The 25,970-nt window shown below is 60.8% G+C and carries 29 protein-coding genes; 22 read left to right on the top strand and 7 right to left on the bottom strand.

What is annotated here, in order from left to right; genetic code table 11:
- Positions 1-89: 89 nt before the first annotated feature.
- Positions 90-965, bottom strand: a complete 876-nt coding sequence (locus JMY24_RS27430) for a patatin-like phospholipase family protein (RefSeq protein WP_128596381.1) — start codon at positions 963-965, stop codon at positions 90-92.
- A gap of 205 nt (positions 966-1,170) precedes the next feature.
- Here JMY24_RS27430 and JMY24_RS27425 point away from each other — a divergent pair, with 205 nt between their 5' ends.
- From JMY24_RS27425 to hutG, 6 genes are all read left to right on the top strand, one after another.
- The gene (locus tag JMY24_RS27425; protein WP_128596382.1) at positions 1,171-1,641 is read left to right on the top strand and encodes a ribonuclease domain-containing protein; all 471 of its coding nucleotides are present in this window, start codon (positions 1,171-1,173) and stop codon (positions 1,639-1,641) included.
- Between the two features lie 439 nt (positions 1,642-2,080).
- Positions 2,081-2,830, top strand: a complete 750-nt coding sequence (locus tag JMY24_RS27420) for an IclR family transcriptional regulator (protein ID WP_201703262.1) — start codon at positions 2,081-2,083, stop codon at positions 2,828-2,830.
- A gap of 83 nt (positions 2,831-2,913) precedes the next feature.
- On the top strand, positions 2,914-3,669 hold the full coding sequence (locus tag JMY24_RS27415) for a transporter substrate-binding domain-containing protein (protein WP_201703260.1): 756 nt from the start codon (positions 2,914-2,916) through the stop codon (positions 3,667-3,669).
- A 15-nt stretch (positions 3,670-3,684) separates the two neighbouring features.
- Complete coding sequence (locus JMY24_RS27410; protein ID WP_128584773.1) at positions 3,685-4,353, top strand: amino acid ABC transporter permease; 669 nt, start codon at positions 3,685-3,687, stop codon at positions 4,351-4,353.
- Positions 4,350-5,126 carry an amino acid ABC transporter ATP-binding protein gene (locus JMY24_RS27405; protein WP_128584774.1) on the top strand — a complete coding sequence of 259 codons (777 nt, stop codon included), beginning with the start codon at positions 4,350-4,352 and terminating at the stop codon, positions 5,124-5,126. Before JMY24_RS27410 ends, JMY24_RS27405 begins: the two co-directional genes overlap by 4 nt.
- A complete protein-coding gene (gene hutG, locus JMY24_RS27400; protein ID WP_128596383.1) occupies positions 5,123-6,091 on the top strand; it encodes a formimidoylglutamase in 969 nt (322 codons plus the stop codon). Before JMY24_RS27405 ends, hutG begins: the two co-directional genes overlap by 4 nt.
- Before the next feature lie 262 nt (positions 6,092-6,353).
- Here the strand turns inward: hutG and JMY24_RS27395 are convergent, their stop codons facing one another.
- The 5 genes from JMY24_RS27395 to JMY24_RS27375 form a co-directional block, all read right to left on the bottom strand.
- Positions 6,354-6,851 carry a hypothetical protein gene (locus tag JMY24_RS27395; RefSeq protein ID WP_236597530.1) on the bottom strand — a complete coding sequence of 166 codons (498 nt, stop codon included), beginning with the start codon at positions 6,849-6,851 and terminating at the stop codon, positions 6,354-6,356.
- A 517-nt stretch (positions 6,852-7,368) separates the two neighbouring features.
- A complete protein-coding gene (locus JMY24_RS27390) occupies positions 7,369-8,661 on the bottom strand; it encodes an NAD(P)/FAD-dependent oxidoreductase (RefSeq protein WP_201703259.1) in 1,293 nt (430 codons plus the stop codon).
- A gap of 8 nt (positions 8,662-8,669) precedes the next feature.
- The gene (locus JMY24_RS27385; RefSeq protein ID WP_128597090.1) at positions 8,670-9,416 is read right to left on the bottom strand and encodes an amino acid ABC transporter ATP-binding protein; all 747 of its coding nucleotides are present in this window, start codon (positions 9,414-9,416) and stop codon (positions 8,670-8,672) included.
- A complete protein-coding gene (locus tag JMY24_RS27380; protein WP_128597089.1) occupies positions 9,413-10,069 on the bottom strand; it encodes an amino acid ABC transporter permease in 657 nt (218 codons plus the stop codon). The genes JMY24_RS27385 and JMY24_RS27380 overlap by 4 nt, the downstream gene beginning before the upstream one ends.
- A gap of 29 nt (positions 10,070-10,098) precedes the next feature.
- The gene (locus JMY24_RS27375) at positions 10,099-10,863 is read right to left on the bottom strand and encodes a substrate-binding periplasmic protein (RefSeq protein ID WP_128584781.1); all 765 of its coding nucleotides are present in this window, start codon (positions 10,861-10,863) and stop codon (positions 10,099-10,101) included.
- Positions 10,864-11,016: 153 nt separating this feature from the next.
- On the opposite strand from JMY24_RS27375, the gene JMY24_RS27370 reads away from it, so the two are divergent.
- From JMY24_RS27370 to JMY24_RS27355, 4 genes are all read left to right on the top strand, one after another.
- Positions 11,017-11,841 carry an IclR family transcriptional regulator gene (locus tag JMY24_RS27370; RefSeq protein ID WP_128597088.1) on the top strand — a complete coding sequence of 275 codons (825 nt, stop codon included), beginning with the start codon at positions 11,017-11,019 and terminating at the stop codon, positions 11,839-11,841.
- A 963-nt stretch (positions 11,842-12,804) separates the two neighbouring features.
- Positions 12,805-14,007 (top strand): acyl-CoA dehydrogenase family protein, encoded by a 1,203-nt coding sequence (locus JMY24_RS27365; RefSeq protein WP_413231273.1) that lies wholly within the window; start codon positions 12,805-12,807, stop codon positions 14,005-14,007.
- A 23-nt stretch (positions 14,008-14,030) separates the two neighbouring features.
- Positions 14,031-14,696 (top strand): SAM-dependent methyltransferase, encoded by a 666-nt coding sequence (locus tag JMY24_RS27360; RefSeq protein ID WP_128597086.1) that lies wholly within the window; start codon positions 14,031-14,033, stop codon positions 14,694-14,696.
- Positions 14,693-15,346, top strand: coding sequence for a glycosyltransferase family 2 protein (locus tag JMY24_RS27355; protein ID WP_201703257.1), 654 nt, complete (start codon positions 14,693-14,695; stop codon positions 15,344-15,346). The genes JMY24_RS27360 and JMY24_RS27355 overlap by 4 nt, the downstream gene beginning before the upstream one ends.
- 485 nt (positions 15,347-15,831) lie before the next feature.
- Here the strand turns inward: JMY24_RS27355 and pdxR are convergent, their stop codons facing one another.
- Positions 15,832-17,244, bottom strand: a complete 1,413-nt coding sequence (gene pdxR, locus JMY24_RS27350) for a MocR-like pyridoxine biosynthesis transcription factor PdxR (protein ID WP_201703274.1) — start codon at positions 17,242-17,244, stop codon at positions 15,832-15,834.
- A 187-nt stretch (positions 17,245-17,431) separates the two neighbouring features.
- Between pdxR and JMY24_RS27345 the strand changes: the two genes are divergently transcribed.
- The 12 genes from JMY24_RS27345 to JMY24_RS27290 all read left to right on the top strand — a co-directional run bounded on the left by JMY24_RS27345 (position 17,432) and on the right by JMY24_RS27290 (position 25,906).
- Positions 17,432-18,049 (top strand): nitroreductase family protein, encoded by a 618-nt coding sequence (locus JMY24_RS27345; protein ID WP_128597085.1) that lies wholly within the window; start codon positions 17,432-17,434, stop codon positions 18,047-18,049.
- Positions 18,050-18,164: 115 nt separating this feature from the next.
- A complete protein-coding gene (locus JMY24_RS27340) occupies positions 18,165-18,797 on the top strand; it encodes an FMN-dependent NADH-azoreductase (protein ID WP_128597084.1) in 633 nt (210 codons plus the stop codon).
- A gap of 39 nt (positions 18,798-18,836) precedes the next feature.
- Positions 18,837-19,100 carry a DUF3331 domain-containing protein gene (locus JMY24_RS27335; protein ID WP_128597083.1) on the top strand — a complete coding sequence of 88 codons (264 nt, stop codon included), beginning with the start codon at positions 18,837-18,839 and terminating at the stop codon, positions 19,098-19,100.
- Between the two features lie 13 nt (positions 19,101-19,113).
- Positions 19,114-19,824, top strand: coding sequence for an SDR family NAD(P)-dependent oxidoreductase (locus tag JMY24_RS27330; protein ID WP_128597082.1), 711 nt, complete (start codon positions 19,114-19,116; stop codon positions 19,822-19,824).
- A gap of 36 nt (positions 19,825-19,860) precedes the next feature.
- Positions 19,861-20,817: an AraC family transcriptional regulator gene (locus JMY24_RS27325; RefSeq protein ID WP_128597081.1), complete on the top strand. Its 957-nt coding sequence runs from the start codon at positions 19,861-19,863 to the stop codon at positions 20,815-20,817.
- A 334-nt stretch (positions 20,818-21,151) separates the two neighbouring features.
- Positions 21,152-21,916 (top strand): alpha/beta hydrolase family protein, encoded by a 765-nt coding sequence (locus JMY24_RS27320; protein ID WP_128597080.1) that lies wholly within the window; start codon positions 21,152-21,154, stop codon positions 21,914-21,916.
- Between the two features lie 83 nt (positions 21,917-21,999).
- Positions 22,000-22,635, top strand: coding sequence for a nitroreductase family protein (locus JMY24_RS27315; protein WP_128597079.1), 636 nt, complete (start codon positions 22,000-22,002; stop codon positions 22,633-22,635).
- A 186-nt stretch (positions 22,636-22,821) separates the two neighbouring features.
- Complete coding sequence (locus tag JMY24_RS27310; RefSeq protein ID WP_128597078.1) at positions 22,822-23,367, top strand: carboxymuconolactone decarboxylase family protein; 546 nt, start codon at positions 22,822-22,824, stop codon at positions 23,365-23,367.
- A 96-nt stretch (positions 23,368-23,463) separates the two neighbouring features.
- Positions 23,464-24,159 carry a glutathione S-transferase N-terminal domain-containing protein gene (locus JMY24_RS27305; protein WP_128597077.1) on the top strand — a complete coding sequence of 232 codons (696 nt, stop codon included), beginning with the start codon at positions 23,464-23,466 and terminating at the stop codon, positions 24,157-24,159.
- A gap of 71 nt (positions 24,160-24,230) precedes the next feature.
- Positions 24,231-24,701, top strand: coding sequence for a pyridoxamine 5'-phosphate oxidase family protein (locus tag JMY24_RS27300; protein WP_128597076.1), 471 nt, complete (start codon positions 24,231-24,233; stop codon positions 24,699-24,701).
- Between the two features lie 76 nt (positions 24,702-24,777).
- Positions 24,778-25,227, top strand: a complete 450-nt coding sequence (locus JMY24_RS27295) for a GNAT family N-acetyltransferase (RefSeq protein WP_201703255.1) — start codon at positions 24,778-24,780, stop codon at positions 25,225-25,227.
- Between the two features lie 172 nt (positions 25,228-25,399).
- The gene (locus JMY24_RS27290) at positions 25,400-25,906 is read left to right on the top strand and encodes a YkgB family protein (protein ID WP_128597075.1); all 507 of its coding nucleotides are present in this window, start codon (positions 25,400-25,402) and stop codon (positions 25,904-25,906) included.
- Positions 25,907-25,970: the final 64 nt, after the last annotated feature.

Raw genomic sequence — 25,970 nt, 5'->3', positions numbered from 1 at the left:
CTCCCGGTGGGCTCCGTTTGCAGCCAGGCATACTCGTCGGGTCACTGGAACTTGCCACAAAGCGGCTTGGCCGTTTTTTGCTCGCACCGTTAACGCGCGGCGTGCTCATGCTCGCGCAGCTCACCGGGAATCAAAGCGCGCTCGAGGCCACCATCGCTAAGCCATGCACGCGTCTTCTGCGCAGCCCGGTCGATCAGTTGCGCGCACTGCGTATAGTCGTAAGGCGAGACATCGAGTGGACACAACGGCGGAACGACATAGATCTGCGCACGCGTTGAATAGAACTCAAGGTCGCGCACGAGTTGGCGTGCGATGACGAGCGTCAGCGCATGCATAGCCTGCGCGATCACGCTACGCGGCGGCGCATGCAACGCACACGCGAAGCCGGCTGGCAGCACAATGATGCGCGTTGCACCAAGCGCGACCGCCACCGAGATCGGCGTGTTGTTGGCGACGCCGCCATCGATGAGATCCACGCCGTCAATACGCACCGGCGGGAACACGCCGGGAATAGCTGCGCTCGCCAGCACAGCGTTCACCACAGGACCAGTAGAAAGAACGATTTCGCCGCCGGTAAGCATATCGGTCGCGGCGATGTGGAGCGGCAAGGTCGCCTGCTCGATCCGCTGATACGACAGATGAGTCTCCAGCAGCTGACGTAACGCGTTCGCCTCGACGAGGTGAGCACGACTGCGCAGGATCATCGCGAGCAGCCCGAGCATGGAAAAAGGCATGATGTCCTGCCGCCGGATCTTGCACCAGAGCGCTTCGAGCATTGCTACGCCACCGCCGTCCGGTTGTCCGGCGAAATACGCTGCGTTGATCGCGCCTGCCGAGGCGCCCACCACGCAGCCCGGATGCTCACCGCGTTCGAGCAGTTCGCGCAGCATGCCAACCTCGATCGCGCCGAGGCTGCCACCGCCAGCGAACACGAAGGCGGTCAAACCCGAAAGATGGGAGTTCATGGTTGATTCGCAGCTCCCTGCATCAGTGAACTCACACTCCCGATACACAGCCACCGCTCAGGATTCAAGCCAAAAACGTACATCGGCATGGTTGTCGTGTACCGGGTGCTGACTTCCGGCAGAACGTTGATTCGCTCCGCCATTAGCGATACCTTTACATCTATCCTAGTCGTCGAGTCCTGGTCAACGAGAGGAGAATCGTTTCGTGAAGAGCGCGTGGGCTTTCTCCTGCATCGTCGCCTTGAGCGCGATCCTCGGCGGATGCGGCAAGGAGGGTTCGCAAAACGCCACTGAGGCATCGGGCGCATCCGCGAGCCAGGCGCCGGTTCAGCCAGGGCTGAGCGCGAGCGGTCCACTCACCGCATCGGGCGCGCAAGTGGCGGGCGCGCTGGGTACCGTCACCAAGGCACAGTTACCAGGGGAAGCAGCCGAGACACTGCGACTGATCAAAGCGGGCGGGCCCTTCCCGTTTGGGGACGACGGCGTATTGTTTCGCAACAGTGCGCTTTTGCTGCCGAAGCATCCGCGCGGCTACTACCACACATACACGGTTCGCACCCCGGGCTCGACGGATCGCGGGCAGCGCCGGATCGTGTGTGGCGGACCCCGCAGGCACACCGACGACTGCTATTACACCGACGATTACTACGCCAGCTTCAGGCGCATCGCAGGATGAGGAAGGACCCCAATCCGCGAAAATAGTCGACCTATATAGCCAGGAGCGTTCCCGCTGACTAGAGCGGAGCGTTGGCGACGCCCTGCTGCCTTTCGCCCCCTCACCTGCTGAAGGCGGGTAACAACGGTACAAGTGCCGCGCCAGCCGACGCCTCACCCGTAAATCCTCGGCTACTTCGGCCGTTCGCGACAACCGGGCACTCGAGCGCGTCTGATAGTTACTTGAGTGGAAAAAGGTTCGGGGCAATGACCCGGTCCATTCTGGATATCGTTTCCTTTTCAACGCCTCGGATAGTCCAGTGCCAGGACTATCCGTGCTGCCCATGTCCCGTCCAAGGGAAATCCCTGCCCTTTTATTCCCATTGAACGGGAATATGATTTTTGAAATTCGAGAATGGTCTGGCATTCTGCGCTCTTGATGGATCGTGGGTGGCGTGATCGTGAATGTCGAACAGGGTGTGACAGGGGCCGAACGGGTGTTGCTGGTGCTGGCCGCGCTCGCCAGTCATGGCAAGGCAATGTCGGTCAAAGATCTGCTAGCCGTGACCGGGCTTGCGCAAAGCACACTGTACCGTCAGATCGCGCTGCTCAAGCGCTGGGGTTTTGTCGCCGAAAACGCCGGGTACTACGCGCCCGGTCCGATCAGCTTGCAACTCGCGCTTGGCTTCGATGTGAACTCGCTGCTCGTCGAAGCGAGCCGCAATGAGATGCAGCAGCTCGCGCGCGCGTCGCAGGAAAGCATTGGGCTGGTGGTCGCGGTCAGGCATCAGGTGATGTGCCTTGAGATGGTCGACAGCCAGCATTCGTTGCGCTGCTCGTTCGAGAAAGGCCGCGCCGTGCCGCTCAAGGCGGGCGCCTCGGCGAAATCCCTATTGGCATTCATGGCCGACCGGGCGCGCGCCGAAGTGCTCGACAGCGTGTTTGACAACGACCCCGTCGGCCGTGCCGCGATCGAAGCAGAACTTCAACATATTCGAGCCCAGGGCTACGCCGTTAGCGACAGCGAAGTCGACCCGGGCGTGTGGGGAGTCAGCGCCCCGATCTTTCATCACAGTGGACGCAGCGCCGGCAGCAGCGCGTCGATCACGTTGATGGCGCCATCAACGCGCGCCATCGGACGAGAAAGCCAATTAATCGACGGGACGCTACGTACGGCCCGCGCCATTTCCGAGCATATGCAAGTCGATTAACGGGACGAAGCTTTTCAATTTCATCCTTCAATTCGGGTCTCAAATTAACCGCATTACTTGATAGAACAACAAGGAGCTACCCCATGAAGCTGCAACGACTGTTGTCCCTCGCATGCGTCACCTTCGCCGTGACGCTTGGCGGATTCTCCGGCGCGGCGTCAGCACAAACGCCGGATGTGCTGAACGTCGCCACCGACGCCACTTTCCCGCCGATGGAGTTCACCGAGAACGGCGCGCGCACCGGCTTCGACGTCGACCTCATGAATGCGCTCGCGAAAGCGATGGGCAAACGCGTGCAATGGACCGACATTGACTTCAAAGGGCTGATTCCAGGTCTGATCGCGCATCGTTTCGACGCTGCGATCTCCGGCATCTACATCACGGACGAGCGCGCGAAAGTGGTCGACTTCACCGATTCGTACTACGCGGGTGGGCTGGCCGTGCTGGTCAAAAGCGATTCACCGATCAAGACGGTGACCGATCTGAACGGCAAAAAAGTCTCAGTCCAGGTGGGCACGAAGTCCGTGAACTTCCTGCGCGATAACTTCCCGCAGGTCAATCGCGTCGAGGTCGAGAAGAACCAGGAAATGTTCGACCTGGTTGGCATCGGCCGTGCCGACGCTGCTGTGACGGGTAAGCCGGCCGCCTATCAAGTTGCGAAAACGCGCACCGGCTTCCGTGTACTCGACAAAACGCTGACGACCGAAGCCTACGGCATCGCCGTGCGCAAAGACGAGCCGCAGCTGAAGGCAGAGTTCAACACCGCGCTCGCCAAGATCAAGGCTGACGGCACGTATGCGGCGATCGTCAAGAAGTGGTTCGGCGCGAGTGCGCAATAAACGGCTGGACACGAAATGGAACTTGATTTCTCGCCGGTGATTGCCGGTTGGCCAGACATCATGCAAGGCGCGTTGGTGACGGTCGAAGTGACCGCCGCGTCGCTCGCGCTCAGTTGCGCGCTTGGCCTGTTGATCGGCATCGGCCGGCTGACGCCGCGGCGGCGCGTCGTGTACGGCTTCTGCACCGCTTACCTGACGTTCTTCCGCGGCACGCCGTTGCTTGTGCAACTCTTCCTGCTGTTCTTCGGCCTGCCGCAATTCGGCATTCTGCTGCCGGCGTTTTTGTGCGGCATGCTGGGGCTCGGTCTGTATTCGGCGGCTTACGTATCGGAGATCGTGCGCGGCGCGATTCAGTCGGTCGATCGCGGGCAGATGGAAGCGGCGCGTTCGATCGGCATGTCGTCGGGGCAGGCGATGCGCGCGATCATTCTGCCGCAGGCCATCGTGCGGATGATCCCGCCGCTCGGCAACGAATTCATCGCGTTGATCAAGAACTCGGCGCTGGTGTCGCTGCTCACGATCGACGATCTGATGCATGAAGGCCAGAAGATCATCAGCGTGTCCTATCGTTCGCTCGAAGTGTATCTCGCTATCGCGCTGGTATATCTGGTATTGACGCAGGCGACCAATTACGCGCTGCATCGCGTCGAACGTCGCTTGCGTGTGGGAGGAATGGTGCAATGAATACCGTGGCCAAAGTCAACGAGCCTATCGTTAGCATTCGCGGCCTGACGAAATCGTTCGGCTCGCATACCGTGCTCAACGGCATCGATTTCGATATTCAACCGCAGCAGGTCGTGGTGGTGATCGGGCCGAGCGGGTCGGGCAAGAGTACCTTTCTCCGCTGCTGTAATGGACTCGAACAGGCAGAAGGCGGCACGATCGACATTTGCGGGCATCGGTTAGTCGACCACGGCGAGATGCTCAAAGAACGTTCGCTGAATGCTCTGCGCACCGAAGTCGGCATGGTGTTTCAGTCGTTCAATCTGTTTCCGCACCTGTCGGTGCTGCATAACATCACCGTGGGGCCGCGCATGTTGCGTGGCGCCAGCAAGGCGCAGGCCGAAGCGGCTGCTATGGCGTTGCTGGAGAAGGTCGGGCTCGCGCACAAGGCGCATGTGATGCCGGCGAGTCTGTCGGGCGGTCAGAAACAACGGGTTGCGATTGCTCGCGCGCTGGCGATGCAGCCACGGGTGATGCTGTTCGACGAGCCGACGTCCGCCCTCGATCCCGAACTGGTCGGCGAAGTACTGCAAGTGATGAAGCTGCTCGCGAGCGAAGGCATGACGATGGTGGTCGTCACACACGAAATGGGCTTCGCGAAGGAAGTGGCCAATGTGGTGGTAGTCATGGACGGCGGTGTGATCGTCGAAGCGGGGCCACCCGCAGAGATTTTCTCTGCGCCATCACAGCCGCGCACACGCGCCTTCCTGCAGGCGGTGTTGTCGCGCGCATGAGAGTCCCATTCGATGACAAGGTGTGGGCGGGCCGTTCCGATGACGGCGAACCCGGCGACACGCGGCGTGTTTTCAATCAGGTGACGCCATTCGGTAACGCTGTGGACGTACAGCGCGATGCGCCGGTGATCGTCGGCTTCGGCTCCGATGAAGGCGTGCGCCGCAATCAAGGTCGGACTGGCGCAGCGCATGCTCCGAAGGAATTGCGCCGTGCGCTGGCAGGCTTGCCGGCCAGATCGGCGATGGCGGCACTTGCCGACGCAGGCGACGTGGTGTGCGACGACGGCGACCTCGAAGCCGCGCAGGTGGAACTGGCCCACGTGGTTAGCGAAGTGCTGGCGAGCGGTGGGCGGCCGTTGGTGTTCGGCGGCGGTCATGAGGTCGCGTGGGGTACGTATAGCGGTTTGCGGCTGCATCAGCAGCGTGAAGCCGACAACGCAGCTACGCCATTCGCATTGCGCAACTTGCTGATCATCAACTTCGACGCTCATTTCGATCTGCGCCAGAAGCGTCCCGCGAATTCCGGCACGCCGTTCGATCAGATCGCGATCGACTGTGCGGAACGAGGGGTGCCATTCAACTATGCGTGCTTCGGCATCAGCGATCTCGGCAATACCGCTTCGCTATTCGCGCATGCGGAGCGACTCGGCGTGCTCTACGTGTTGGACGTCGATATGCAGGAAACGCAACTGCCGCAGCGCCTGAATGAGCTTCAGAAGTTGCTCGACGCGGCGGACGACGTCTATCTGACGATCGATCTCGACGTGTTGCCGGCCGCCACGGCGCCGGGTGTGTCGGCGCCCGCCGCGTTGGGCGTACCGCTATCGGTGGTCGAAGCGATGGTGCTGCGCGTGCGGGCTTCGGGCAAGCTGCGCGCGGCGGATATCGCGGAGTACAACCCGACGCTCGATCAGGACAGGCGCACCGCGAGAGCGGCCGCCCGACTGGCGTACCGGTTGCTTTAAATCACGTCATCGTGCTCAGCGTATCGCGTGAGTAGAAAAAACGGCTCGCCGGATTCCTGAATGGGACCCACTAAGTTCAACGAGGCTTTACGTCCCGCCACGGTCCATCCTGGAACGTGTAGGGATTTTGTACAGTTTGCAAACCTCCGCTGAAGCCGCATTGGGATGCCGGCGCGACGGGCAAGGCTGAGAACTTGAGCCGCCTCGAGAAGCGTGCAATCACTGCATCGGACGCGGCCCAAGATGTGAACCGTCGAAACGGTCAAGGGATTCGATAGCTGCCGGTTTTCTTGCCAATGTAGTTGTACGTTCCTTTGTCGGAGGGCAAAGCGAGCACCTGCTGCCAGTTGAAGTGTCCTTCGATACCCTTGTATTTCCCGGTGCCGGAGCCGAGCGTTCCCTTGCCGGTTGTCGAGCCGCCTTGATAAGTGAAAGTCTCGATGAACTTGTCGCCGTCCTTGTCCGAATACACGCAGTAACCGGTCGCGGTACCCGCGCTGAAACCCGCCTCCACGCAGCGCGCGGTCACGTTCCTCATCAAGGGTGAGTTGTTGTTGCTTGCCATCAATAGCGTCGCTTCAAACAGATAGACCGCGTCGTCGCCGCTGACGTTGATGTTCCTCACGTCGGCGCCGGCCGCGGTGTAAGTTGCTTCGATGTTGCCTTGCTTAGGAAGCGCCTGAGCCGATGCGGACGATACCCAGACAAGGTCCGCTATCAGCATGGCAATCAATCTGCCCGCATTGCTGTTGTTCATCATGGTCGTCACCCTCCACACTGTTTCATTACGTGCGCGGTCATATGAACAGGCGTGTGGCGTCCTCCGGCCAGACCGCTTTCCGGGGACGATGAATGCATATTTGACTGGTAGTTGATCGGACCGTGACGAGCGAATCGGCGGGTGAATGTCCGAGTGATTACGCACTTTCTTTTTATAGAGCTTTCCAACTGAAAGGTCTAGCGCATCCACTTCGCGCCCAGCGTTTCGGCCGACGTTCCTGGCACGGTGGCCGAATCGTACTAGGCAGAAGGCGAAGTCCGTGGAACGTGTCTGGAGATCGATGAGCCGCAGCTTTAAGCGGATCCGTCGTCCGCGTGACCCAGCAAATGCTGCGGGCCGACTAGCATTCCTGGACGAGCCCGGAAGTTAGCAAACGACCAGAGGCGGTCAACTCTACGTCTCGGCGCACTACTGCAGGCGACGATCGGCCGCCAGTTCCAACAGTTCTATCGTCACTAAACGACGCGCGTCAGCGCGCCGTTTATCGATCGGAGCCTCATGACAGCGCGTCAAGCAGTCCATACCACGCCACTCCCGCACTGATATAGAACCGCTGCAACGCGTGAAACGGAACGGGCTCGATCGACGTGGGTGGAAGCGGTAAGCCGCGTGTCGTCCCGCCGATTAGAGCGGCCAGATGTTTTCCTAGCGTCGTCGCCATCGCAATGCCGCGTCCGTTGTAACCAAGCGCGATAGTCATGCCTTCTGCCGGCACGTGCACGTGCGGCAAAAAATTGCGTGTGATGGCGATGCGACCAGCCCATCGGTATTCATACTCGATGTTTTTCAGCTGTGGAAACATCAACTGGGCGGCACGCTCGAGATGCACCCAATCCGCGGCGCTGCGGGGCTCGCGAAAGGGTCCGCGCCCGCCCATCAGCAGACGCCCATCCGCATCCTTGCGAAAGTAGAGCAACAGTCGTCGTGAATCGGAAGCCACTTCGCCACCGGGCAGAATCGTTGCGCCAACGTCTTTGGGCAGCGGCCTCGTTGCGACGATGAAGCTATTCGCTGCGATCACTGATTGGGCGAGGCGCGGCCAAAGGCCATCGGTATAACCGTTGGTTGCCAGCAGCACCTGCTTCGAATCGATGAGCGAACCATGCGCCGCACGGATTCGCCATCCTTTCGGGCCACGCTCGACGCTCGCGGCACGGGTTCCGCTGTGGATCGCCGCCCCTGCGGTTTGCGCCGCACGCGCGAGGCCGCGTGCGTAGCTCAACGGATGCACGCTGCCCGCGCGCCCATCGACCCATCCGCCAACGAATGCGTCCGTGCCGAGCCGCCTCGCTATCTGCGTACGGTCGAGCAGTTCAACGGGCGCGCCGCGCGATTCCCACTGCCGCGCCCGGGCGTGGAGCACGCCGAGCAGCTTGCTCGAATGGGTGGGCTGAATCCAGCCGGCGCGCGTCGCATTGCACCGAATGCCGTGGCGCTCGATCAGGTCGAAAACCGAATCTGCGGCGCCGCCCGCCATTTGCACCAGTGCATCGCCATCGTGTGGGCCGTAGCGTCGAACGAGTTCATCGGGATCATATTTCAGGCCAGGAATCACCTGACCGCCATTACGGCCGGACGCCCCCCAACCGGGCTCGTTGGCGTCGATCACACAGACCCGTATGCCCTGCTCCGCCAGATGCAAGGCCGTCGACAAACCCGTGTAACCGGCGCCGACTATCGCAACGTCCACCGTGACGGAACCATCGAGCGGCGGCGTATCGACGGCGGGTTCCGCCGTTGCCGCCCAGAGAGAGGGAGGCAACGGCTTTGCAACTTCAACCAGGCTCATGATGGTATTTAAATCCGGGGTGCTTCGGTAAGCGCGGGCATCTTGCCGAGAAACTCGCGTGTGCGAGGATTGCGCGGACGTTCGAACAGATCGGCGGCGGACCCTTCCTCATGGATCGTGCCGTCGTGAAGAAAACACACACGGTCGGCCACTTCGCGCGCAAAGCCCATTTCATGCGTGACGACGATCATGGTCATGCCGTCGTCGGCAAGCTGGCGCATGACGCCGAGCACTTCGCCGACCAGTTCCGGGTCAAGTGCCGAGGTCGGCTCGTCGAAGAGGATGGCTTTTGGTTCCATGGCCAGTGCGCGGGCAATCGCCACACGCTGTTGCTGCCCGCCCGACATTTCGGCCGGGTAAGCGTCCATCCGGTGCGCGAGACCGACCTTGTCGAGCAGCTGCCGCGCCCGCTCACGTGCCCGTGCACGCACTTCCTTCTTGACGAACACTGGACCCTCAAACACGTTTTCCAGCGCGGTTCGATGTGGGAACAGATTGAAGCGCTGGAACACCATGCCGACCTGCGCACGCAGTTCGTGGATCTGTTTCGAACCCGCGTCGACGGCGCAGCCCTCGACGGTGATCGCGCCGGCGTCATGGCGCTCCAGTCCGTTGATGCAGCGCAAAAGCGTGGACTTGCCCGAGCCCGATGGACCGATCAGACACACGACCTGCCCGCGTTCGACGTTCAGACTGACGCCCTTCAGCACGTGCTGATCGTGGAATCGCTTGTGAATCGAGTCGACTTTGATCATCGTTTTCCCTTCTGTCCGAGGCGGCGTTCGAGCCGCCGCAATCCGAAGACGAGCGGCAGGCTGAGTCCCAGATAAAGGATCGCGACCAGCGTGAATACCGTCATGTTCTGAAACGTCGATGACGCGATGAGCTGCCCGGCACGCGTCATTTCCGCGACGGTGATCGTCGAGGCGAGCGACGAGTCCTTGAGCATCATTACGAGCGTATTGCCGTATGGCGGCAGTGCGATCCTGAACGCTTGCGGCAGCACCACGCGCCGCATGATCATTGCTCCGCGCATGCCGATGGACTGTGCTGCTTCGATCTGCCCGTGATCGATCGCCTGGATGCCGGCGCGGAAGTTCTCCGCCTGATACACCGAGTATGCGATGCCAAGTCCGATGAAGCCGGCCTGGAACGCCGACAACTGGACGCCGAGATCGGGCAGCACGAAGTAGATGTAAAACAGCTGAACGATGATTGGCAGTCCGCGAATCACGTTGATAAAAGTGGCCGCGGCGTTCGACACGATGCGGTTGCCGGACACGCGCATCAGCGCGAGCACCAGGCCGAGCGCGGTGCTCAGAATGAACGAGCAGAAAGTGATCTCGACCGTGACGACCGCGCCTTTCAGCAGGATCGGCAAGAATTCGACGGCGTTCTGGAAGAACATGGCGGGCAGTCCTTACTCTGAAGACAGCGTCATTCCACCTGCCACTTCTTGACGATCTGCGTCAGCGTGCCGTCGGCCTTGATCTTCTTGATGCCGGCATTCAACTGCTCCAGCGTGGCCGTGTCGCCCTTGCGCACGACGAAACACAATTGGCCTTTCACCGACGGTTGATATCCGCTGACGAGGCGCAATTGCGGATTCGGATTGTGTTGAAGCTGATACGCAATGATCGGATGGTCGCCGAAGCCCGCCTTGATGCGGCCGAGCGCGACGTCGCGCATGATGTCGGCGACTGAATCGTAGGTACGGACCTCTTTAAAGATGCCTTTCTTGTTCAACGCGTCGACGAACGCGGTGCCGACCTGGGCGCCGACGACCTCGCCCTTGAGGTCGTCCATCGAGGTGTACTGGGCTTTGTTGTCGGCGCGCACGATCAGGCCTTCGCCATAGGAGTACACAGTGTCGGAGAAATCGACGACCTGCTCGCGCGCCGGCGTCTTCAGCATGGCCGCCGAAATGATGTCGATCTTCTTCGTGGTCAATGACGGAATCAGAGAGGAGAACGTGGTCTGCTCGATTTTCACGTCGAAGCCCGCAGCCTTGCCCGTCGCGGTAATCGCATCCACCAGAAGGCCCTGAATCGAATTGCTCTTCACATCGAGAAAGGTGAACGGCACACCGGTGGCCGTCGCTCCAATCTCGTAGGTGGTAGCGGCTACCGACAAGGCCGGCGCACCGGCGAGCAGCAAACCCGTTGCAAAGACACCGGCGAAGCGTTTGGCGAACTGGAACATGAGTCTCTCCACAAGTTGACGACGGCCGATCAAAGGATCGGCGCCCGTTAGGTGAAACATGGTATTCGAACCAAAAATATCGGTGCGAGTACTTTGCGTATCGATATGCGATATGATAGAGTCGATTTCAGGCGGAAACAATTAGGTGATTCCATGACCCGCAAGAACGTCGGCGCTGAGACGGAAGCGCCCCCGCAGCTCGAAGAAACGCCGGACGCACTGTTCAATCAGTCGCTGGAGAAGGGAATCGCCGTGCTCCGCGCGTTCACCGCACAGCGAAGGTCAATGACGCTTCCCGAAGTTGCGGAGGCGACGGCTATCACCAAAAGCTCCGCGCAGCGCATGATCTACACGCTGGAAAAGCTCGGCTATGTGAGAAAGCATCCGCGTACCAGGCGATATCAACTGGCGCCACGCGTGATGCAGATCGGGTTCAACTATCTCGCTGCCGACACGCTGATCGACGTCGCCAATCCGTTTCTGTCCGAACTCACCAATGTCACGGGCGAGACGACCAATCTGACCGAGCCGGATGGCGTCGACATGGTCTACGTGGCGCGGTTCGTGTGCACGAAATTCGTGCCGATTCATATGCCAATCGGCAGCCGAATTCCGATGTACTGCACGGCGTCGGGACGGGCGTATCTCGCGGCGCTACCTGAGAACGAGTCACGCACGCTGCTGCAGGCCAGCGATCGCGTCGCGCATACGCAGCACACCATCACGGATCTCGAAGAGATCGAGGCGCGGCTCGCGCAGGGACGGCGTAATGGCTATGCGTCGAACCGCGAGGAACTGTTCATCGGCGATATGACGATCGCCGCGCCCTTGCTCGACGGGGAGCGCCGACCGGTCGGTGCGGTTCACGTCGTCGCGCCGACGAGCCGGTGGACGCCGGCGGAAGCGGAGGCACGGTTGGCACCCGCAGTAATCGATTGCGTACGTGGTATCAGCAATTCGATCAGGACGCTTGCCTAAGGGCGCGCCCATGTTCGGCTCGTTGCCGACACACTGCAAGGAGCAGTCTGCGCGTCGGAGCGAGAAGCGCGGAGTAAGCTTCGGGGCAGAAGCCTTACACCGCGCCGTTGGCTAACATGCTTGTCGATAAGCACCAGTAAGAACTACTTCGATCTGCGAACGAACCGAACCCGGCTCTCTGCGAGCCATCGATTTTTGGATCTTATCCAACATCGGTCACCCATGAAGCGCCCACGGACGCCTGTGGTAAGCATCGCTTCGGCCAGCGCTTTGCAGATAGTGTCGTATCTAAATGTTCAGTACCGAGGCGTAACCGACGTTCAAAGGTCCGTACGAAAGCGCGGGCCAACGGCTGTACATGGCCCGTGGGCTGCCTTATGCGATCGGAATGCGCAGGCTGAAATTCGCGAGCCGACGATAGGCGATACGCAAGCCTGAGCAGACTCTCCTCATTCTCCGAAGCAGCCATTCATTGCTGAGTTAAGGACGCTCGGTTGCAACTCCAAGCTGAACCTGATCTGCACGTGAGCCCTCGAAACGTCGAAGTTGAGATCTAGTCACTCGTGGGATTGCTACCCGCGCTGAATGCGGCCTGAACTTCGGCCACCGTCTGTTCAGGCGCCTGCAGATGCGCATAACGGCCCAAAGTATCTGCAACAGACAGGTATCCGCACACTTACAAAAACCCGACTTTCGAACACGAGCGAAATGCGCTCGTCCGCTCAAATACGCCCATCGCGAGCAGAACGCCGCGCCGTAGGAACTGGGCTTAAGGTCGACTTGCATCCTATCGAGGCGCGCTGCGGAAAAAAACTATACAACCGCGCGTGCAGGCGGTTCCGCATACCGCGAGGTTAACTTATTCGTTTGGCGGCACGGCATTTGCTGACAACAGAATGGATGCCACGCTGTCGACATTTCCAACAGGTTACTTACGCAATATTCCATCACCGAGGAGTCATGATGCCCAATACGCGTGATCACGCGCCCGACGTACGCGAAGAGCGCCTGCGCACGCGGGTTGGGTCCGACCGGAATAATATTTGTCCTTCGTACCCTGCGCGTCACGCGCAACGCAGCGGACAGACCGGCTCACAGTCGTGCAATTCGCTCGAAGACTTTCTGGAGGCCACGCGCTTCAATCCGGAATTCGATCCGAACGACCCCGCGTCACTTGGCGCCACACTGCGCGAGATGGTCATGCGTGGCTACGACCGAGCGCCTGTACTGCCGCTTCCAGGCCATGGGCAAACATTGAAGCGCTGGCGCGCCCTGGCAGCAGTTGCCGCATGCGACCTCGGTCTCGTCAAACTGTTCGAGGCTCATACTGATGCGCTCGCCATCCTGGCCGAACTGCAGGGCCCCACACCTACAGCGGGCAGTTGCTGGGGCGTGTGGGCGGCCGAGCCGCCCGGCGCACCGGTGCAAGCCAGCCGCGTCGGAATAGGCAGCGGCGGCAGCGGCCAGCTTGAGATCAGCGGTACTAAGGCGTGGTGTTCCGGTGCGCTATCCGTGAGTCACGCGTTACTCACCGCATGGCTCGACGATCAGCCGGTGCTGGTCGCGATAGCGATGAACCAGCCGGGCATTTCTATTGACACGTCCAAGTGGCAGGCGGTCGGCATGCAGGCGACTGCGAGCGCTGACGTCACATTCGACCGCACACCTGCGACGCTAGTAGGAGCGTCCCATGCGTATGTGCGGCGCACGGGCTTCTGGCACGGCGGCGCTGGCGTTGCCGCGTGCTGGTACGGCGCGGCCGCCCAAATCGGCCGAGTACTGCGCGAAGCGTGTTCGCAGCGTGCCGATGCTCATCGACTCGCTCATCTCGGCGCCGTCGATGTCTCGTTGCAGTCGGCGGCGGCGGTGTTGCGCGAAACCGCCGCCTACATTGACACGAACCCGCAGGCGAACGCGCAGCGTGAAGCGTTGCGCGCACGGCTCGCCGTCGAAGAGGCGGCGGGCGCCGTGATGGCTCACGCGACGCGCGCACTGGGCGCGGGGCCGCTGTGCCGCGATGCGCGCTTTGCTCGGGCATTGGCGGATCTGCCGGTCTTTGTTCGCCAGAGCCACGCCGAGCGCGATCTGGCTGCGCTCGGCGAGTTGCTCGTCGCGCCCGCGTCAGCCGACGCACCCGCTCCGGCAAGAGCGCCGTGGCAGCTCTGACCGCTAACCGGAGGGCCGCTGGCATGAACTCGATGGCGACGTATTTCGATGAACTGTACAAGCAGAGCGACGATCCGTGGAAGCTGCGCGGAAGCTGGTATGAGCGCCGCAAGCGCGCGCTGTCACTGGCTATGTTGCCGCGTGAGCGGTACCGAAATGCGTTCGAGCCGGGTTGCGCGAACGGGGAACTGACCGTCGAACTGGCAAGCCGCTGCGATCAGCTGCTCGCTGTGGATCTGCACGAGCGCGCAGTCCTGCTCACACGTGAGCGCCTGGCTCCCGCTGCGCACGCTCGCCTGGCTAATCGCCCGGCGAACGGCGCTGTAACCGTCGCGACTTGGACAGCCCAGGTGCGCGTCGAACAGCGCTGCGTCCCGGCTGACTGGCCGACCGAGGTAGAGCCGTTCGATCTGATCCTGATCAGCGAATTTGCTTACTATCTCGATGCGCCCGATCTTGAAGCCCTCGCCGTGCGAATCGCCGCGTCGCTGACGACCGACGGCACGTTGCTCGCCTGTCACTGGCGACGCCCGTTTAGCGAAGCGCGGCATTCCGCCGAGGCAGCGCACAAGATACTTGATGCTCGCTGCGGCCTTGGGCGTGTAGCGCATCACGAAGAAGCCGACCTGTTGATCGACGTCTGGTCGCGAGATCCGCTTTCGGTCGCGCAACACGAGGGGCTCGAATGATCGGCGTCGTCGTTCCGGCACATAACGAAGAGGCGTTACTGCCACGTTCCCTAGGGGCAATCCTCGAAGCGTCGCGCCACGAAGCACTGGGCGGAGAGCCGGTGCGCATCGTGGTCGTGCTCGACGCATGCACGGACGGTTCTGCCGCGATCGCAAGGGCTCACGGTATCGATACGCTGACCGTGAAAGCCCGCAACGTTGGCCTAGCGCGCGCAGCGGGCGCGAATCTGCTGCTGGCGGCAGGCGCCCGCTGGCTCGCATTCACCGATGCCGACAGCCACGTATCGGCGGGGTGGCTGGTCGCACAACTGGCGCAGAAGGCCGACGCGGTCTGCGGCTCGATCATGGTCGATGACTGGAGCGAGCATCCGCACAGCGTGCGCGAGTACTTCCGCAAAACCTACGTCGATGCTGATGGTCATCGCCATGTGCATGGCGCGAACCTCGGTGTGTCCGCCGATGCGTACCGACGCGCCGGCGGGTTCCCCCCGCTTCAATGCAGAGAGGACGTCGCACTGGTTGACAGGCTGATCGCGAGCGGTGCGCGCATCGCCTGGAGCGCCGCGCCGCGGGTGACCACAAGCGCGCGTACGTCTGCGCGTGCAAGCGGCGGCTTCGCCGACACCCTGGTGGCTTGGGCCACCGGATAAAGCCGGGAAGAAACGCTTGTTCGGGCCTCTCTTGCTGTCAGACGCTGAAGCGGGTCTTGTCGGGCTGACGGTTACATCAAGTGGTCGAGCGCTTTGACACGCTTGAAGTCCGGCACATTGAAAGCAAACCCGCTGTACGGCGATGCGAACGACTGAACCGCCCCCGGGAATCGTGGAGGCTGGTTGGTTTAAGTTAATGAGTTAATGCCGCGCACGGCGATGGTGTTGCTGAATTGCCGGTGGTCACTTGCAGGTTGCGATTGTCGGCGATCTCTTCCTCTACGTCGAATGTTGCCTCATGGCCGACTACCGTCTCATGCGACCGGCTCGGGAAGATGGCGGATTCAACGCCAGGAGCGGAACGTCCGGATTCAACCGGATAGCGGATCCCGCCTTGGAGATAGACGGTGTTCCCAAAGCGACACTATCAGAAAGAGTCTGTGTTGATGCGAGCGAGCTAGCATGCGGCGCGCGAGGTGCACGTCTCACGAGCGATATCGGTCAATGATCTCGAACAGTCGCTGACAGGACGTGGCGAGGTGCTGCTCAGGCGCCGTGGCAACCCCGAGCAAAAGGCCGGGTAAGGTCCAGGACGGAGTCGCGAACCACACGGACAGCGGCGATGGCGCCATGCCAACGGCCATCGCTTCGCGAACGATCCGCACGTCGGGCGCGCCGTCTGGGAGTCGGAGAAGTACTGCCAGGCCGGCATTGACCCACTCCGCGTCACGCATTCGCAACTGCTCGCATAGCGCGTCACGCTGGGCGGAATACAGACGCTTGAGCCGGCGCACGCGCCGGATATAGTGGCCGTCACGCATGAATTGAGCTGTGGCGAGTTGAATGACTGGCGATGGTGCCGGGGCGAGCGTTGCGGCTACCTCGGCGAATGCGTTGGCGAGTTCGGTTGGCACCACGACGAATCCAAGGCGCAGACCCGGGCTAATCGTCTTGCTGAAGGAACCGATGTGGATGACCCGCTTGCCCTCGCCGAGGGATGCCATGGCAGGTGCCGGCCTGCCTTGCAGTTGTAGGTCGCCGAGGTAGTCATCTTCAATGATCCAGGCATCGCTCGAGGCCGCCCACTCAAGCAGTTGAAGACGTCGCCTCAGCGACAGGGTCGAGCCCAAGGGGGCCTGTTGACCGGGCGTCAAGACGGCTAACGCAGCGTCCCCGGCTTTCTCGATGCCATAGTCCACGTTAAGGCCGTCCGCATCCACCGGTATCGGCACGATATTCAGGCGAGCGAGCTCCAACCCTTTTCGGGTGACCATGAAACCGGGTTCTTCCATCCAGACTTTCTTACCATCCAAACCTAACACGCGCAGTGTCAGGCCTAAGCCGGAGCTGTATCCCGAGGTGATAAACACCTGCTCAGGGTGGCAGTGGAAGTTTCTAGCGATGGAGAGATTGCCCGCGATCTCCCTGCGCAGTTCGAACTCGCCTCTGGGATCGGGATACAGCAGGGATGACAAGCATCCGGTCTTCAGCAGATTGGAAGAACGCGCGCGTGCAAAAAGCTGTTCCGGCAGACCTTCAAACGCCGGAATGCCGAGCTGGAAGATCGCCGGCCCGGCGTTCATCTCCTCATAAGCCCTCATAAAGGCGCCGAGCTGCGGCGCTTGCGCTTGAGTCGCCACCACGCGCGGCCGTGGGGCGACGCGGGTGCCGCCTGCCCCGAATGTTTCGATCATCTGGGCGTCGCATAACCGTTCATATGCCGCTTGAACCGTACCGCGCGCCACGCCGAGCTGCGCCGCCAGGTCCTGCCACGAGGGCAGTCGCGTGCCGGGTGCGAGCAGCCCGGCCTCTATGGTCCTGCTAATGCTCGCACGAATCTGTTCTGCCAGGGACAGCTTCGCTGTCCGGTCGAGCTGAATCTGCAGGTCTGGATGCATGTTCTTGGTACACACGAAAATGGGCAATCTTGGTTCTTCTATTCGTACCATAGATGGTACAGAATATTCCCACCATAGCAGGTAGAAACGTGAGCTCAATAGGGAGATACCAGGCCATGATCGAACGACCAATTCGAACTGGTAACAATTCGTAGTTCGAACTATCCATTCACCCATAGGATTAACCATGACCAATGCAGTCATCGAATGTATCCTGAGCCGCAGCGCCGCCAAGTACTACGACACTACTGCGACGTTGAGCGACGACCAGATCCGCGAACTCGTGCGAATCGGCACGTCCGCGCCGACATCCTTCCACCTGCAAAACTGGCGTTTTCTCGCTGTACGCACGCCCGAAGCGAAGGCGCGACTGAGCCCGATTGCGTGGAACCAGCCCGCGATCAAAGATGCGGCGGTTACCTTCATCGTCTGCGGCCAGCTGGTCGATACCAGCGTCATACCGGAGCGCCTCGCTCCGCTGGTGGAAGCGGGTGTCATGCCTGCCGCGATGGTGCCGGAATGGGAAAACCCCGCACGCGACCTGTACATGGCGCACCCTCAGCGCCGGCGCGACGAGGCAGTACGCACGGCCACGTTCGGCGCTTCGGCGATGATCTATGCGGCCCGCTCACTGGACCTGGGTTCGACGCCGATGATCGGTTTCGATGCCGAAGCCGTGCACCGCGAGTTCGGACTGGCCGAGGACGAAGTGCCGGTCATGTTGTTGTCGATAGGCGCGGAGCGTCCGGGAAACTGGGCGCAGAAGCCGCGCCGTCCCGTGGCCGATGTGCTGGCGCTCGTCTAATGATTGGTAGAACCGGTGATATACGGGACGCACGCGGCGGCACGGACCGCCGCTTTACGCCCGAACAGGTGCCCGATTCCGCTATTGCCTTTCCGAAGCTGCCGGAGACACTCGCATGAATATCCTGCACATCGATTGCAGTCCGCGACGGGAGTCGCACAGTCGACAGCTATCGTCGGCACTCGTCGAAAAGCTTCTCACGATCCTCCCCGACGCGCGTATTAGCCGCCGCGATCTGGGACGTGAACCGATACCTCACGCCGGCGCCGACTATGCCACCGCGCTCGCGACGCCCGCGTCGCTGGCCGCGGCAGGGCGTTCCGCCACCGCGGTATTTCTCGCCGAGCAACTCATTCAGGAAGTGGAGCGTGCCGATGTCGTTGTCATCGGCACGCCGATGAACAACTTCACGGTCCCGTCCGTTCTCAAGGCGTGGATCGATCAGATCCTTCGTGTCGGCCGCACGATGAAGTCGACACCAGCCGGTAAGGTCGGAATGCTTCAGGACCGTCCCGTATTCGTCGCGATCGCTTCGGGTGGCGTGTTTGCTGGTGAGCGAGCCAATCAGCCGGATTTCCTCACGCCCTATCTCACCGCCGTACTCGGCTGCATAGGTCTCAATACAGTCCATTACCTGCCTTTGCAAGGCACAGCGTTTATCGATGAGGCTCGCGCAGACGAACTTCGCCGCTCGCTCGTCGCAACGACCGAGCCCGCGATGGTCAGCCTGGTGCGGAGCCTCGCTTGAGTATTCGTCAAGCCGGTAACTTATAAGGAACGTTCGTCCTTGCGCGTCTCAATCGTGGAAAAGCTGTCGTCGACGACGATCAGCGTATGCTGGAGCGACCCTTGTTCGGGTCATTGCGCGGCTCAGGTCTGGAGTATCTGTGTAGCGTGTGCGGATGCCGTTTGTGTGCTGTCCGGTAAGCAGATACGTCGCGGCGATTCGATATTTCGTCCGCGTGTATACCGATCGCAAGTGCCCCTCAATCGCCATCGCATGATCCTGGCTTCCGCAGTAGCTGGATTTCCCGAGAAACCATCCTTTTAGAAAGTACCAAAGTATGAGCACGTCACGAAAGGTTGTTGTCGTTACCGGCGCCTCGCGCGGGATAGGTGCCGCGATCGTTCGGGCATTTCGAGAACTCGACTGTGCCGTCGTCGCTACCTCGCGTTCGATCGAGCCGTCGGACGACACGAACCTGCTTACAGTAGCCGGCGACATCGGCGACCCGGCAACCGCGCGACGCGTCATCTCCGAGGGCGTCGCGCGATTTGGCCGGATCGATACGCTGGTGAACAACGCCGGCGTCTACATCGGCAAGCCTTTTACCGAGCACACCGCGGAAGACTATGCCGCCGTGATGAACGTGAACATGGCGGGTTTCTATTACATCACGCAGCTCGCGATCGGCGAGATTGAAAAGCACTCGAGTGGTCATGTCGTGAGTATCACCGCCAGCATCGATCAGGTCGCAATCGGCGGGGTCTACTCGGTCCTGGCCGCGCTGACGAAGGGCGGCATCAACGCTGCCACGAAGTCGCTGGCGATCGAATACGCGACGAAGGGAATCCGTGTGAATGCCGTCGCTCCCGGAAACATAGCGACGCCGATGCACGCGCCTGAAATTCATGAAGCACTGGGAGCTTTCAACCCGATCGGACGCCTGGGTGAAACACGCGATATCGCCGACGCCGTCGTCTTTCTCGATTCGGCGCCGTTCATTACTGGAGAAATCCTGCACGTCGATGGCGGGCAAAGCGCTGGCCACTGAAACGCTCTTTTCCATGCCGAGGCCTAACGGAGTCGTATGTCCCAAGTCGATTGGCTGAGCCACCTGCTGCAAATGATCACCATCACCGGTCGGCTGGAAGTCCGTTGCGCGTATGGTGCGCCATGGCGCGTGGCCTGGGCTCAGTCCAGTGCGCATGAGGTTCCCTATCACGTCGTGCTCAAGGGCCGGGCCATTATCGAGGACCCCGAGACAGACACGGCGCGGGAACTGGTAGCCGGCGACATCGTGCTGCTGCCTCACGGGTCGGCGCACGTGCTGCACGACGGCAGCGGACATGCGCCCGGGCCTACGTGCGAACGCCGTGATTCCGCCGGATTGATGTTCAGCGAGAATGGCGGCCAGGGCGAGCGTCTGGACATGCTGTGCGGGCGATTTCTCATCGGGCCGCCTCATGATCGGCTGATTCGCAATTACCTGCCCACAAATGTAGTTGTCCGGACCATGGAAGGTCGGGGCGAAAAGGATGTGGGGACTGCTCCAAACCACTTGGCCAGTTTCGTGGGCATGATGCGCGAGGAGTCCATGGGCGACAAAGTCGGTGGATACGCGATCGTCAACGCCCTTTCCTCGGCGCTCTTCACGCTGGTATTGCGCGAGGCGAGCGAATCCGAAGAAGCCCCGGCAGGCCTGTTGGCACTGGCCGGCAATCCACGACTGGCGCCGGCCATTTCTGGCATGTTCGCCGATCCGGCGCGGCCCTGGAACCTGCCTGAGCTAGCCGACTTATGCAGCATGTCACGCGCTACCTTCATGCGGCACTTTCAGGACACGCTCGGGTGCTCGGCCATCGACCTGTTGACCGATATACGGATGAGCCTGGCTGCCAACGAGTTGAAGAAGCCGATGATGACCACCGAGGCCGTGGCCGAGTCGGTCGGGTATCAATCGGTGTCGTCATTCCGGCGTGTGTTCACCGAGAGGATGGGCATGACGCCGGGGCAATGGCGGCGTCTCGCCCGCAGCGGCCAGTAACGGCCGCGAATCATCGCTTCGCTTTGGAGCGCGGCCCGAATGAGCCGCTAAAGGGGCGGCGCCACCGCTCATTCCCGCGAGCGCCCCTCGACGCGTTTGGCATACCCGCAGCACGTAAATCTTCGATTTCGACGACAAGAGAACAGACGAGGCGAGATGCACCGTGCCGTGGTGAGAACCGAGAGACGGATCATCCGCGCCGACTTGATCCTTTTGGACACTTTATTGAGCGAATCCAGTCTCGAAAGCGGCATCGACGAGGCCTAAAGTGGAGGCTCCTAACCGCCTGACGCCTCATCGACGCAACGCACGCTGATACGGGAGATACCGACTTATGAGCGCACAAGCCTTCGAATTTGACGGACCGCACGGCTACCGGCTCGCCGGCAGACTGGAATTGCCGGACGGCCAGCCGCGTGGCTGGGCCATACTCGCCCACTGTTTTACGTGCGGCAAGGACAGCCTCGCCGCCAGTCGCGTGGCACGTGCGCTGGCCGGTCACGGCATTGGCGTGTTGCGCTTCGACTTCGCCGGATTGGGCAATAGCGGAGGAAGCTTTGCAGACACGACTTTCGCCGCGGACGTGGGCGACCTGATTGCGGCCGGCAACGCGATGACCCGAGACGGTAAGCCGCCATCGATTCTGGTCGGCCATAGCCTCGGTGGCGCAGCCGTCCTGATGGCTGCGGGCCAGATGTCGGGCATTCGTGCGGTCGCCACGCTGGGCGCCCCATTCGATACCCGCCATGTGTTGCATCAGTTCGCCGCGCTAAGCCTTGAAACCATCGAGACGCACGGGGAAGCGGAAGTATTGCTGGCTGGCAGGCCGTTCGTGGTGCGCAAGAGTTTTGTCGACGACCTGGCGTGTCACAACCTCGAGTCGCGAATCGCCGGGTTGCGCGTTCCATTGCTGGTGTTGCATTCGCCACTGGATGCGACGGTGGGCATCGAGAATGCCGCGCGAATTTTCGCGGTTGCGAAGCATCCGAAGAGCTTCATTTCCATGGACAACGCCGACCACCTGTTGACGCGCCGAGCCGACGCCGACTATGCCGCTGCAATGATCTCGACCTGGGCCAGCCGGTATCTGATTTCCTAATTTGAATGACACGTGCTTTGCGCTCCGCATGGAGCGGAAGCACTCGTACGCCTGAACTTACCCGTCTACATACAGGAATCCTTATGAAAAGCGAAATTGTCGTGACTAACCCCGTCATCGAATGCATTCTGAGCCGCAGCGCGGCCAAGTACTACGACCCAGCCACGCCCTTGAGCGACGAACAGATCCGCGAGCTGGTCCGGATCGGCACGAGTGCGCCGACATCGTTCCACTTGCAGAACTGGCGCTTTATCGCCGTACGCACGCCGGAAGCCAAGGCGCGGCTCAGTCCGATTGCCTGGAACCAGCCCGCGATCAAAGATGCGGCGGTCACATTCATCGTCTGTGGCCAACTGGTCGAAACCAGTGTGATACCGGAGCGTCTGGCACCGCTCGTAGAAGCGGGCGTTATGCCTGCAAGCATGGTGCCGGAGTGGGAAGTCCCGGCGCGCAACCTGTATATGGCGTATCCGCAGCGCCGTCGGGACGAGGCCGTACGCACCGCCACTTTCGGCGCGGCGGCCATGATATATGCGGCCCGCTCGATGGGCCTGGGCTCAACGCCGATGATCGGCTTCGATGACGAAGCCGTGCACCGCGAGTTCGGACTGGCCGGGGACGAAGTACCTGTCCTGCTGTTGTCCGTAGGAGCGGAGCGAGCCGGAAACTGGGCGCAGAAGCCGCGCCGTCCCGTGGCCGAGGTGCTGGATCTGGTATAGGCGCGTCGACGCGACAGCGGCCACACCGAAAGGACCAGGCCGCCTCAAGTCAAAGACAGGCACAAGGTTTCTGCTCGTTAAAGGGCAAACCGGCTTCGACCATAGCCTGGGTGCGAAGCAAACCAACGAATGGTCTGCCAATGACCGTTCTCAATCTGTAAAACCCGTAACTTAAGGATGATTATTATGGCAAGGACTACTACTTTAACGCCGGAACAGGTTCCGGCCGATTCGAAGCCGACGCTCGATGCGTTCACCAAAAATATCGGCTTCACGCCGAATATGATGGCGAGCTTCGCGCAAAGCCCGATCGCGTTCAACGCATGGGCCACGCTGCTCGGTTCGCTGAGCAAAGCACTCGACGTGAAGACGCGTGACAGCATCGGTCTCGCTGTCTCCGAAGTGAACGGCTGCAACTACTGCCTGACGGTGCACAGCTTTACCGCCGAGCATATGGCGAAGCTGCCAGCCGATGAAATCATTCTCGCTCGCAAAGGACATGCTGCCGACCCGAAGCGCGACGCCGCCGTCCAGTTCGCTCGCAAGGTCATCGAGGCCCGCGGGCAAGTCAGCGACGCCGATCTGAAAGCCGTCCGCGATGCCGGCTACACGGATGCAAACGTGATGGAGATTGTCGCGCTGGTGGCTATGTACTCGCTGACGAATTTTTTCAATAACGTGTTCGATCCCGAGAAGGACTTTCCCCCGGTTACACCGGCCGGCTCGATCTGAACTTTATTCCCTCGTCTGTGAGGGAATTGGGAAACGAGGCGGAAGAGCCGGTCATGCCCCGGCTCGGCCCCGCTGTCTTACCCAAGGAGCAAAAGCATGACACTCGATCACCCGATTTTCACGCGCTGGCCGGCGCGGCACCCTGATCGGCTCCAGCTCTTTTCGTTACCGACGCCCAACGGCGTGAAGGTCGGCATCATGCTGGAGGAAACGGGTCTTGCGTATGAGGCGCACCGCATCGACATCCTGGCAAACGAGCACCATGATCCAGCTTTTATCGCCCTCAATCCGAATGGCAAGATTCCGGCGATCCTCGATCCGGACGGTCCCGGCGGACGGCCGCTCGCGTTGTTCGAATCGGGAGCAATCTTGATCTATCTCGCCGAGAAGACGGGGCAACTCCTCTCCACCGATCTCGTCACTCGCTACGAAACGATCCAGTGGCTGATGTGGCAGATGGGCGGTGTCGGACCGATGTTCGGCCAAGTTGGCTTCTTCAACAAATTCGCCGGCAAAGCCTATGAAGACAAGCGTCCGCGCGACCGCTACGTCGCCGAATCGGCGCGGCTGCTGGGTGTCCTCGATCAACGGCTCGCGGGCCGCGAGTGGGTAATGGGCGCTGACTACAGCATCGCCGATATCTCACTGCTCGGCTGGGTGCGCAACCTGATCGGTTTTTATGAAGCGCGTGAGCTTGTCGGATTCGACCGCTTCTCGCATGTCCAGCGCTGGTTCGAGCGTGGGCTCGCGCGTCCGGCGGTGCAGCGCGGGTTGGCAGTGACTGCGGCCTGAAGCAAAGCCGTCGGGAAGTCCTGCAAAGCGATGCATAAAGCCGCTCAAACTCTTTTCAAGCGAGGATATACGTGATCGAAATCAACGCCGACATCGAGGCGATCATCAAGCGGGCGATATTGTCCTTCGTCGCGACAGTCAACGAGGACGGAACGCCGAATCTTTCGCCGAAGGCGTCCTTGACGGTCAGGAGCGGCGTTCTCTACTTCGCCGATATCGCCTCGCCCGCGACAGTACGAAACCTGAAACGCAATCCCGCCGTCGAGATCAACGTAGTCGACATCTTTGAGAGGCGCGGTTATCGATTCAAAGGCCATGCGTCGATCCTGCCGCCACGCGATGACGAGTACTCGATGATCGCGGACTGGGTCCGCGCGACGAACGGCCTCGAGTACCCCGTCGATCATGTCGTCAGGATCGAAACCATTTCGATCACTCCGCTGCTGTCGCCGGCGCATGTATTCGCCGAGCCTGCTCGAAGTCAGGACGAAATAAGGAAAACTTACTATCAAAAGTACGGTGTCAGGCCCATCGGCGAATAGGCGCGGAGTACGCACGCAACCGGCTCGCGACGCCGGCCCCGAACGATGCGCCCGATCGGAATTCCAGGAGAAATCTATGCTATCGGTTGAGATCAAAGCCATTGAAAAGAACGACTTTGATATTTGGCTTCCTCTGTGGAAAGGCTATCAGCAATTCTACAAAGTGGATATTCCCGAGTCGGTGACGCTCGAGACATGGGCGCGCTTCCTCGACCCTAATGAGCCGATGCATGCGGCGCTTGCCATGATGGGCGGCCACGGCTTCGGGTTGGTGCATTCGATCTACCATCGATCCACCTGGACAACAGACGACTATTGCTATCTTCAGGACCTGTTTGTGGCGGCCGATGTGCGTGGCGGCGGCATCGGCCGCGCGCTGATCGAGCATGTCTATGCGGAGGCGAAACGTCGCGGAGCGGCGCGCGTGCACTGGCTGACACACCAAACCAACGCTACCGGCATGCGGCTTTATGACAGCGTCGGCGACCGCTCGGGTTTCGTCCAGTATCGGAAACTATTCACTTGAATATTCTCCTGCCGAAATGTCCTCAGGACTCCTGCGGCATATCGGGCAGCCCCGCGTTCTTTTGATCCTTTTGAGCATTTTATTGAGCAAGTGCAGTCTCGAAACCGGTATCGGGCAAGCCTAAAGTGGAGGCTCCTAATGACCGACCAACAATCTGAACTGGAAACCCAAAATGACTATTCGCACAGATCAGTTCCGTCTTCAAATCGCCGAAAAAAGCGCAGGATCGCTCTCGAGTCTGGCTCTGCTCAGATGGGCGCTTGTCATCGTCTTTCTTTGGTTCGGTGCAATGAAATTCACCGCCTACGAAGCCAACGGCATCGCTCCGTTCATCATCAACAGCCCGATCATGAACTGGTTGCACTCTCTATTCGGAGTTCAGGGGGCAAGCGACGTTATAGGCGTACTCGAACTGTCAACTGCAGCAGCTCTGGTTATCGGAGCCTTCCTGCCCATTTTCTCGGCGTTGGGTGCGGCGATGTCGGCTGCGACCTATTTCATCACGCTGACCTTCTTCCTGAGCACGCCAGGGGTAGCAGAAGCGACGGCGGGTGGGTTTCCAGCGATCTCAGCCTTGCCTGGCCAATTCCTTCTTAAAGACGTCGTTCTACTGGCTGCATCGCTTTCTCTCCTTGTGGCGTCCATTCAGGCCTCGTGGGCTAAGGCTCAGAAATCGTGACCTGGATGAACTTTCGATACTCCCAATGCAGGCACCACGAGAAGCATTCCACCCATGAAGATGA

It is taken from the genome of Paraburkholderia kirstenboschensis (assembly GCF_904848585.1).
GTDB lineage: Bacteria > Pseudomonadota > Gammaproteobacteria > Burkholderiales > Burkholderiaceae > Paraburkholderia > Paraburkholderia kirstenboschensis.
This window is presented reverse-complemented; position numbering and strand designations above follow the sequence as displayed.

Coding starts and splice junctions, on each gene's coding strand:
- JMY24_RS27430 (WP_128596381.1), bottom strand. CDS start 965: ATGAACTCCCATCTTTCGGGTTTGACCGCCTTCGTGTTCGCTGGCGGT.
- JMY24_RS27415 (WP_201703260.1), top strand. CDS start 2,914: ATGAAGCTGCAACGACTGTTGTCCCTCGCATGCGTCACCTTCGCCGTG.
- JMY24_RS27410 (WP_128584773.1), top strand. CDS start 3,685: ATGGAACTTGATTTCTCGCCGGTGATTGCCGGTTGGCCAGACATCATG.
- JMY24_RS27405 (WP_128584774.1), top strand. CDS start 4,350: ATGAATACCGTGGCCAAAGTCAACGAGCCTATCGTTAGCATTCGCGGC.
- hutG (WP_128596383.1), top strand. CDS start 5,123: ATGAGAGTCCCATTCGATGACAAGGTGTGGGCGGGCCGTTCCGATGAC.
- JMY24_RS27395 (WP_236597530.1), bottom strand. CDS start 6,851: ATGATGAACAACAGCAATGCGGGCAGATTGATTGCCATGCTGATAGCG.
- JMY24_RS27390 (WP_201703259.1), bottom strand. CDS start 8,661: ATGAGCCTGGTTGAAGTTGCAAAGCCGTTGCCTCCCTCTCTCTGGGCG.
- JMY24_RS27385 (WP_128597090.1), bottom strand. CDS start 9,416: ATGATCAAAGTCGACTCGATTCACAAGCGATTCCACGATCAGCACGTG.
- JMY24_RS27380 (WP_128597089.1), bottom strand. CDS start 10,069: ATGTTCTTCCAGAACGCCGTCGAATTCTTGCCGATCCTGCTGAAAGGC.
- JMY24_RS27375 (WP_128584781.1), bottom strand. CDS start 10,863: ATGTTCCAGTTCGCCAAACGCTTCGCCGGTGTCTTTGCAACGGGTTTG.
- JMY24_RS27370 (WP_128597088.1), top strand. CDS start 11,017: ATGACCCGCAAGAACGTCGGCGCTGAGACGGAAGCGCCCCCGCAGCTC.
- JMY24_RS27365 (WP_413231273.1), top strand. CDS start 12,805: ATGCCCAATACGCGTGATCACGCGCCCGACGTACGCGAAGAGCGCCTG.
- JMY24_RS27360 (WP_128597086.1), top strand. CDS start 14,031: ATGAACTCGATGGCGACGTATTTCGATGAACTGTACAAGCAGAGCGAC.
- JMY24_RS27355 (WP_201703257.1), top strand. CDS start 14,693: ATGATCGGCGTCGTCGTTCCGGCACATAACGAAGAGGCGTTACTGCCA.
- pdxR (WP_201703274.1), bottom strand. CDS start 17,244: ATGCATCCAGACCTGCAGATTCAGCTCGACCGGACAGCGAAGCTGTCC.
- JMY24_RS27345 (WP_128597085.1), top strand. CDS start 17,432: ATGACCAATGCAGTCATCGAATGTATCCTGAGCCGCAGCGCCGCCAAG.
- JMY24_RS27340 (WP_128597084.1), top strand. CDS start 18,165: ATGAATATCCTGCACATCGATTGCAGTCCGCGACGGGAGTCGCACAGT.
- JMY24_RS27330 (WP_128597082.1), top strand. CDS start 19,114: ATGAGCACGTCACGAAAGGTTGTTGTCGTTACCGGCGCCTCGCGCGGG.
- JMY24_RS27325 (WP_128597081.1), top strand. CDS start 19,861: ATGTCCCAAGTCGATTGGCTGAGCCACCTGCTGCAAATGATCACCATC.
- JMY24_RS27320 (WP_128597080.1), top strand. CDS start 21,152: ATGAGCGCACAAGCCTTCGAATTTGACGGACCGCACGGCTACCGGCTC.
- JMY24_RS27315 (WP_128597079.1), top strand. CDS start 22,000: ATGAAAAGCGAAATTGTCGTGACTAACCCCGTCATCGAATGCATTCTG.
- JMY24_RS27310 (WP_128597078.1), top strand. CDS start 22,822: ATGGCAAGGACTACTACTTTAACGCCGGAACAGGTTCCGGCCGATTCG.
- JMY24_RS27305 (WP_128597077.1), top strand. CDS start 23,464: ATGACACTCGATCACCCGATTTTCACGCGCTGGCCGGCGCGGCACCCT.
- JMY24_RS27295 (WP_201703255.1), top strand. CDS start 24,778: ATGCTATCGGTTGAGATCAAAGCCATTGAAAAGAACGACTTTGATATT.
- JMY24_RS27290 (WP_128597075.1), top strand. CDS start 25,400: ATGACTATTCGCACAGATCAGTTCCGTCTTCAAATCGCCGAAAAAAGC.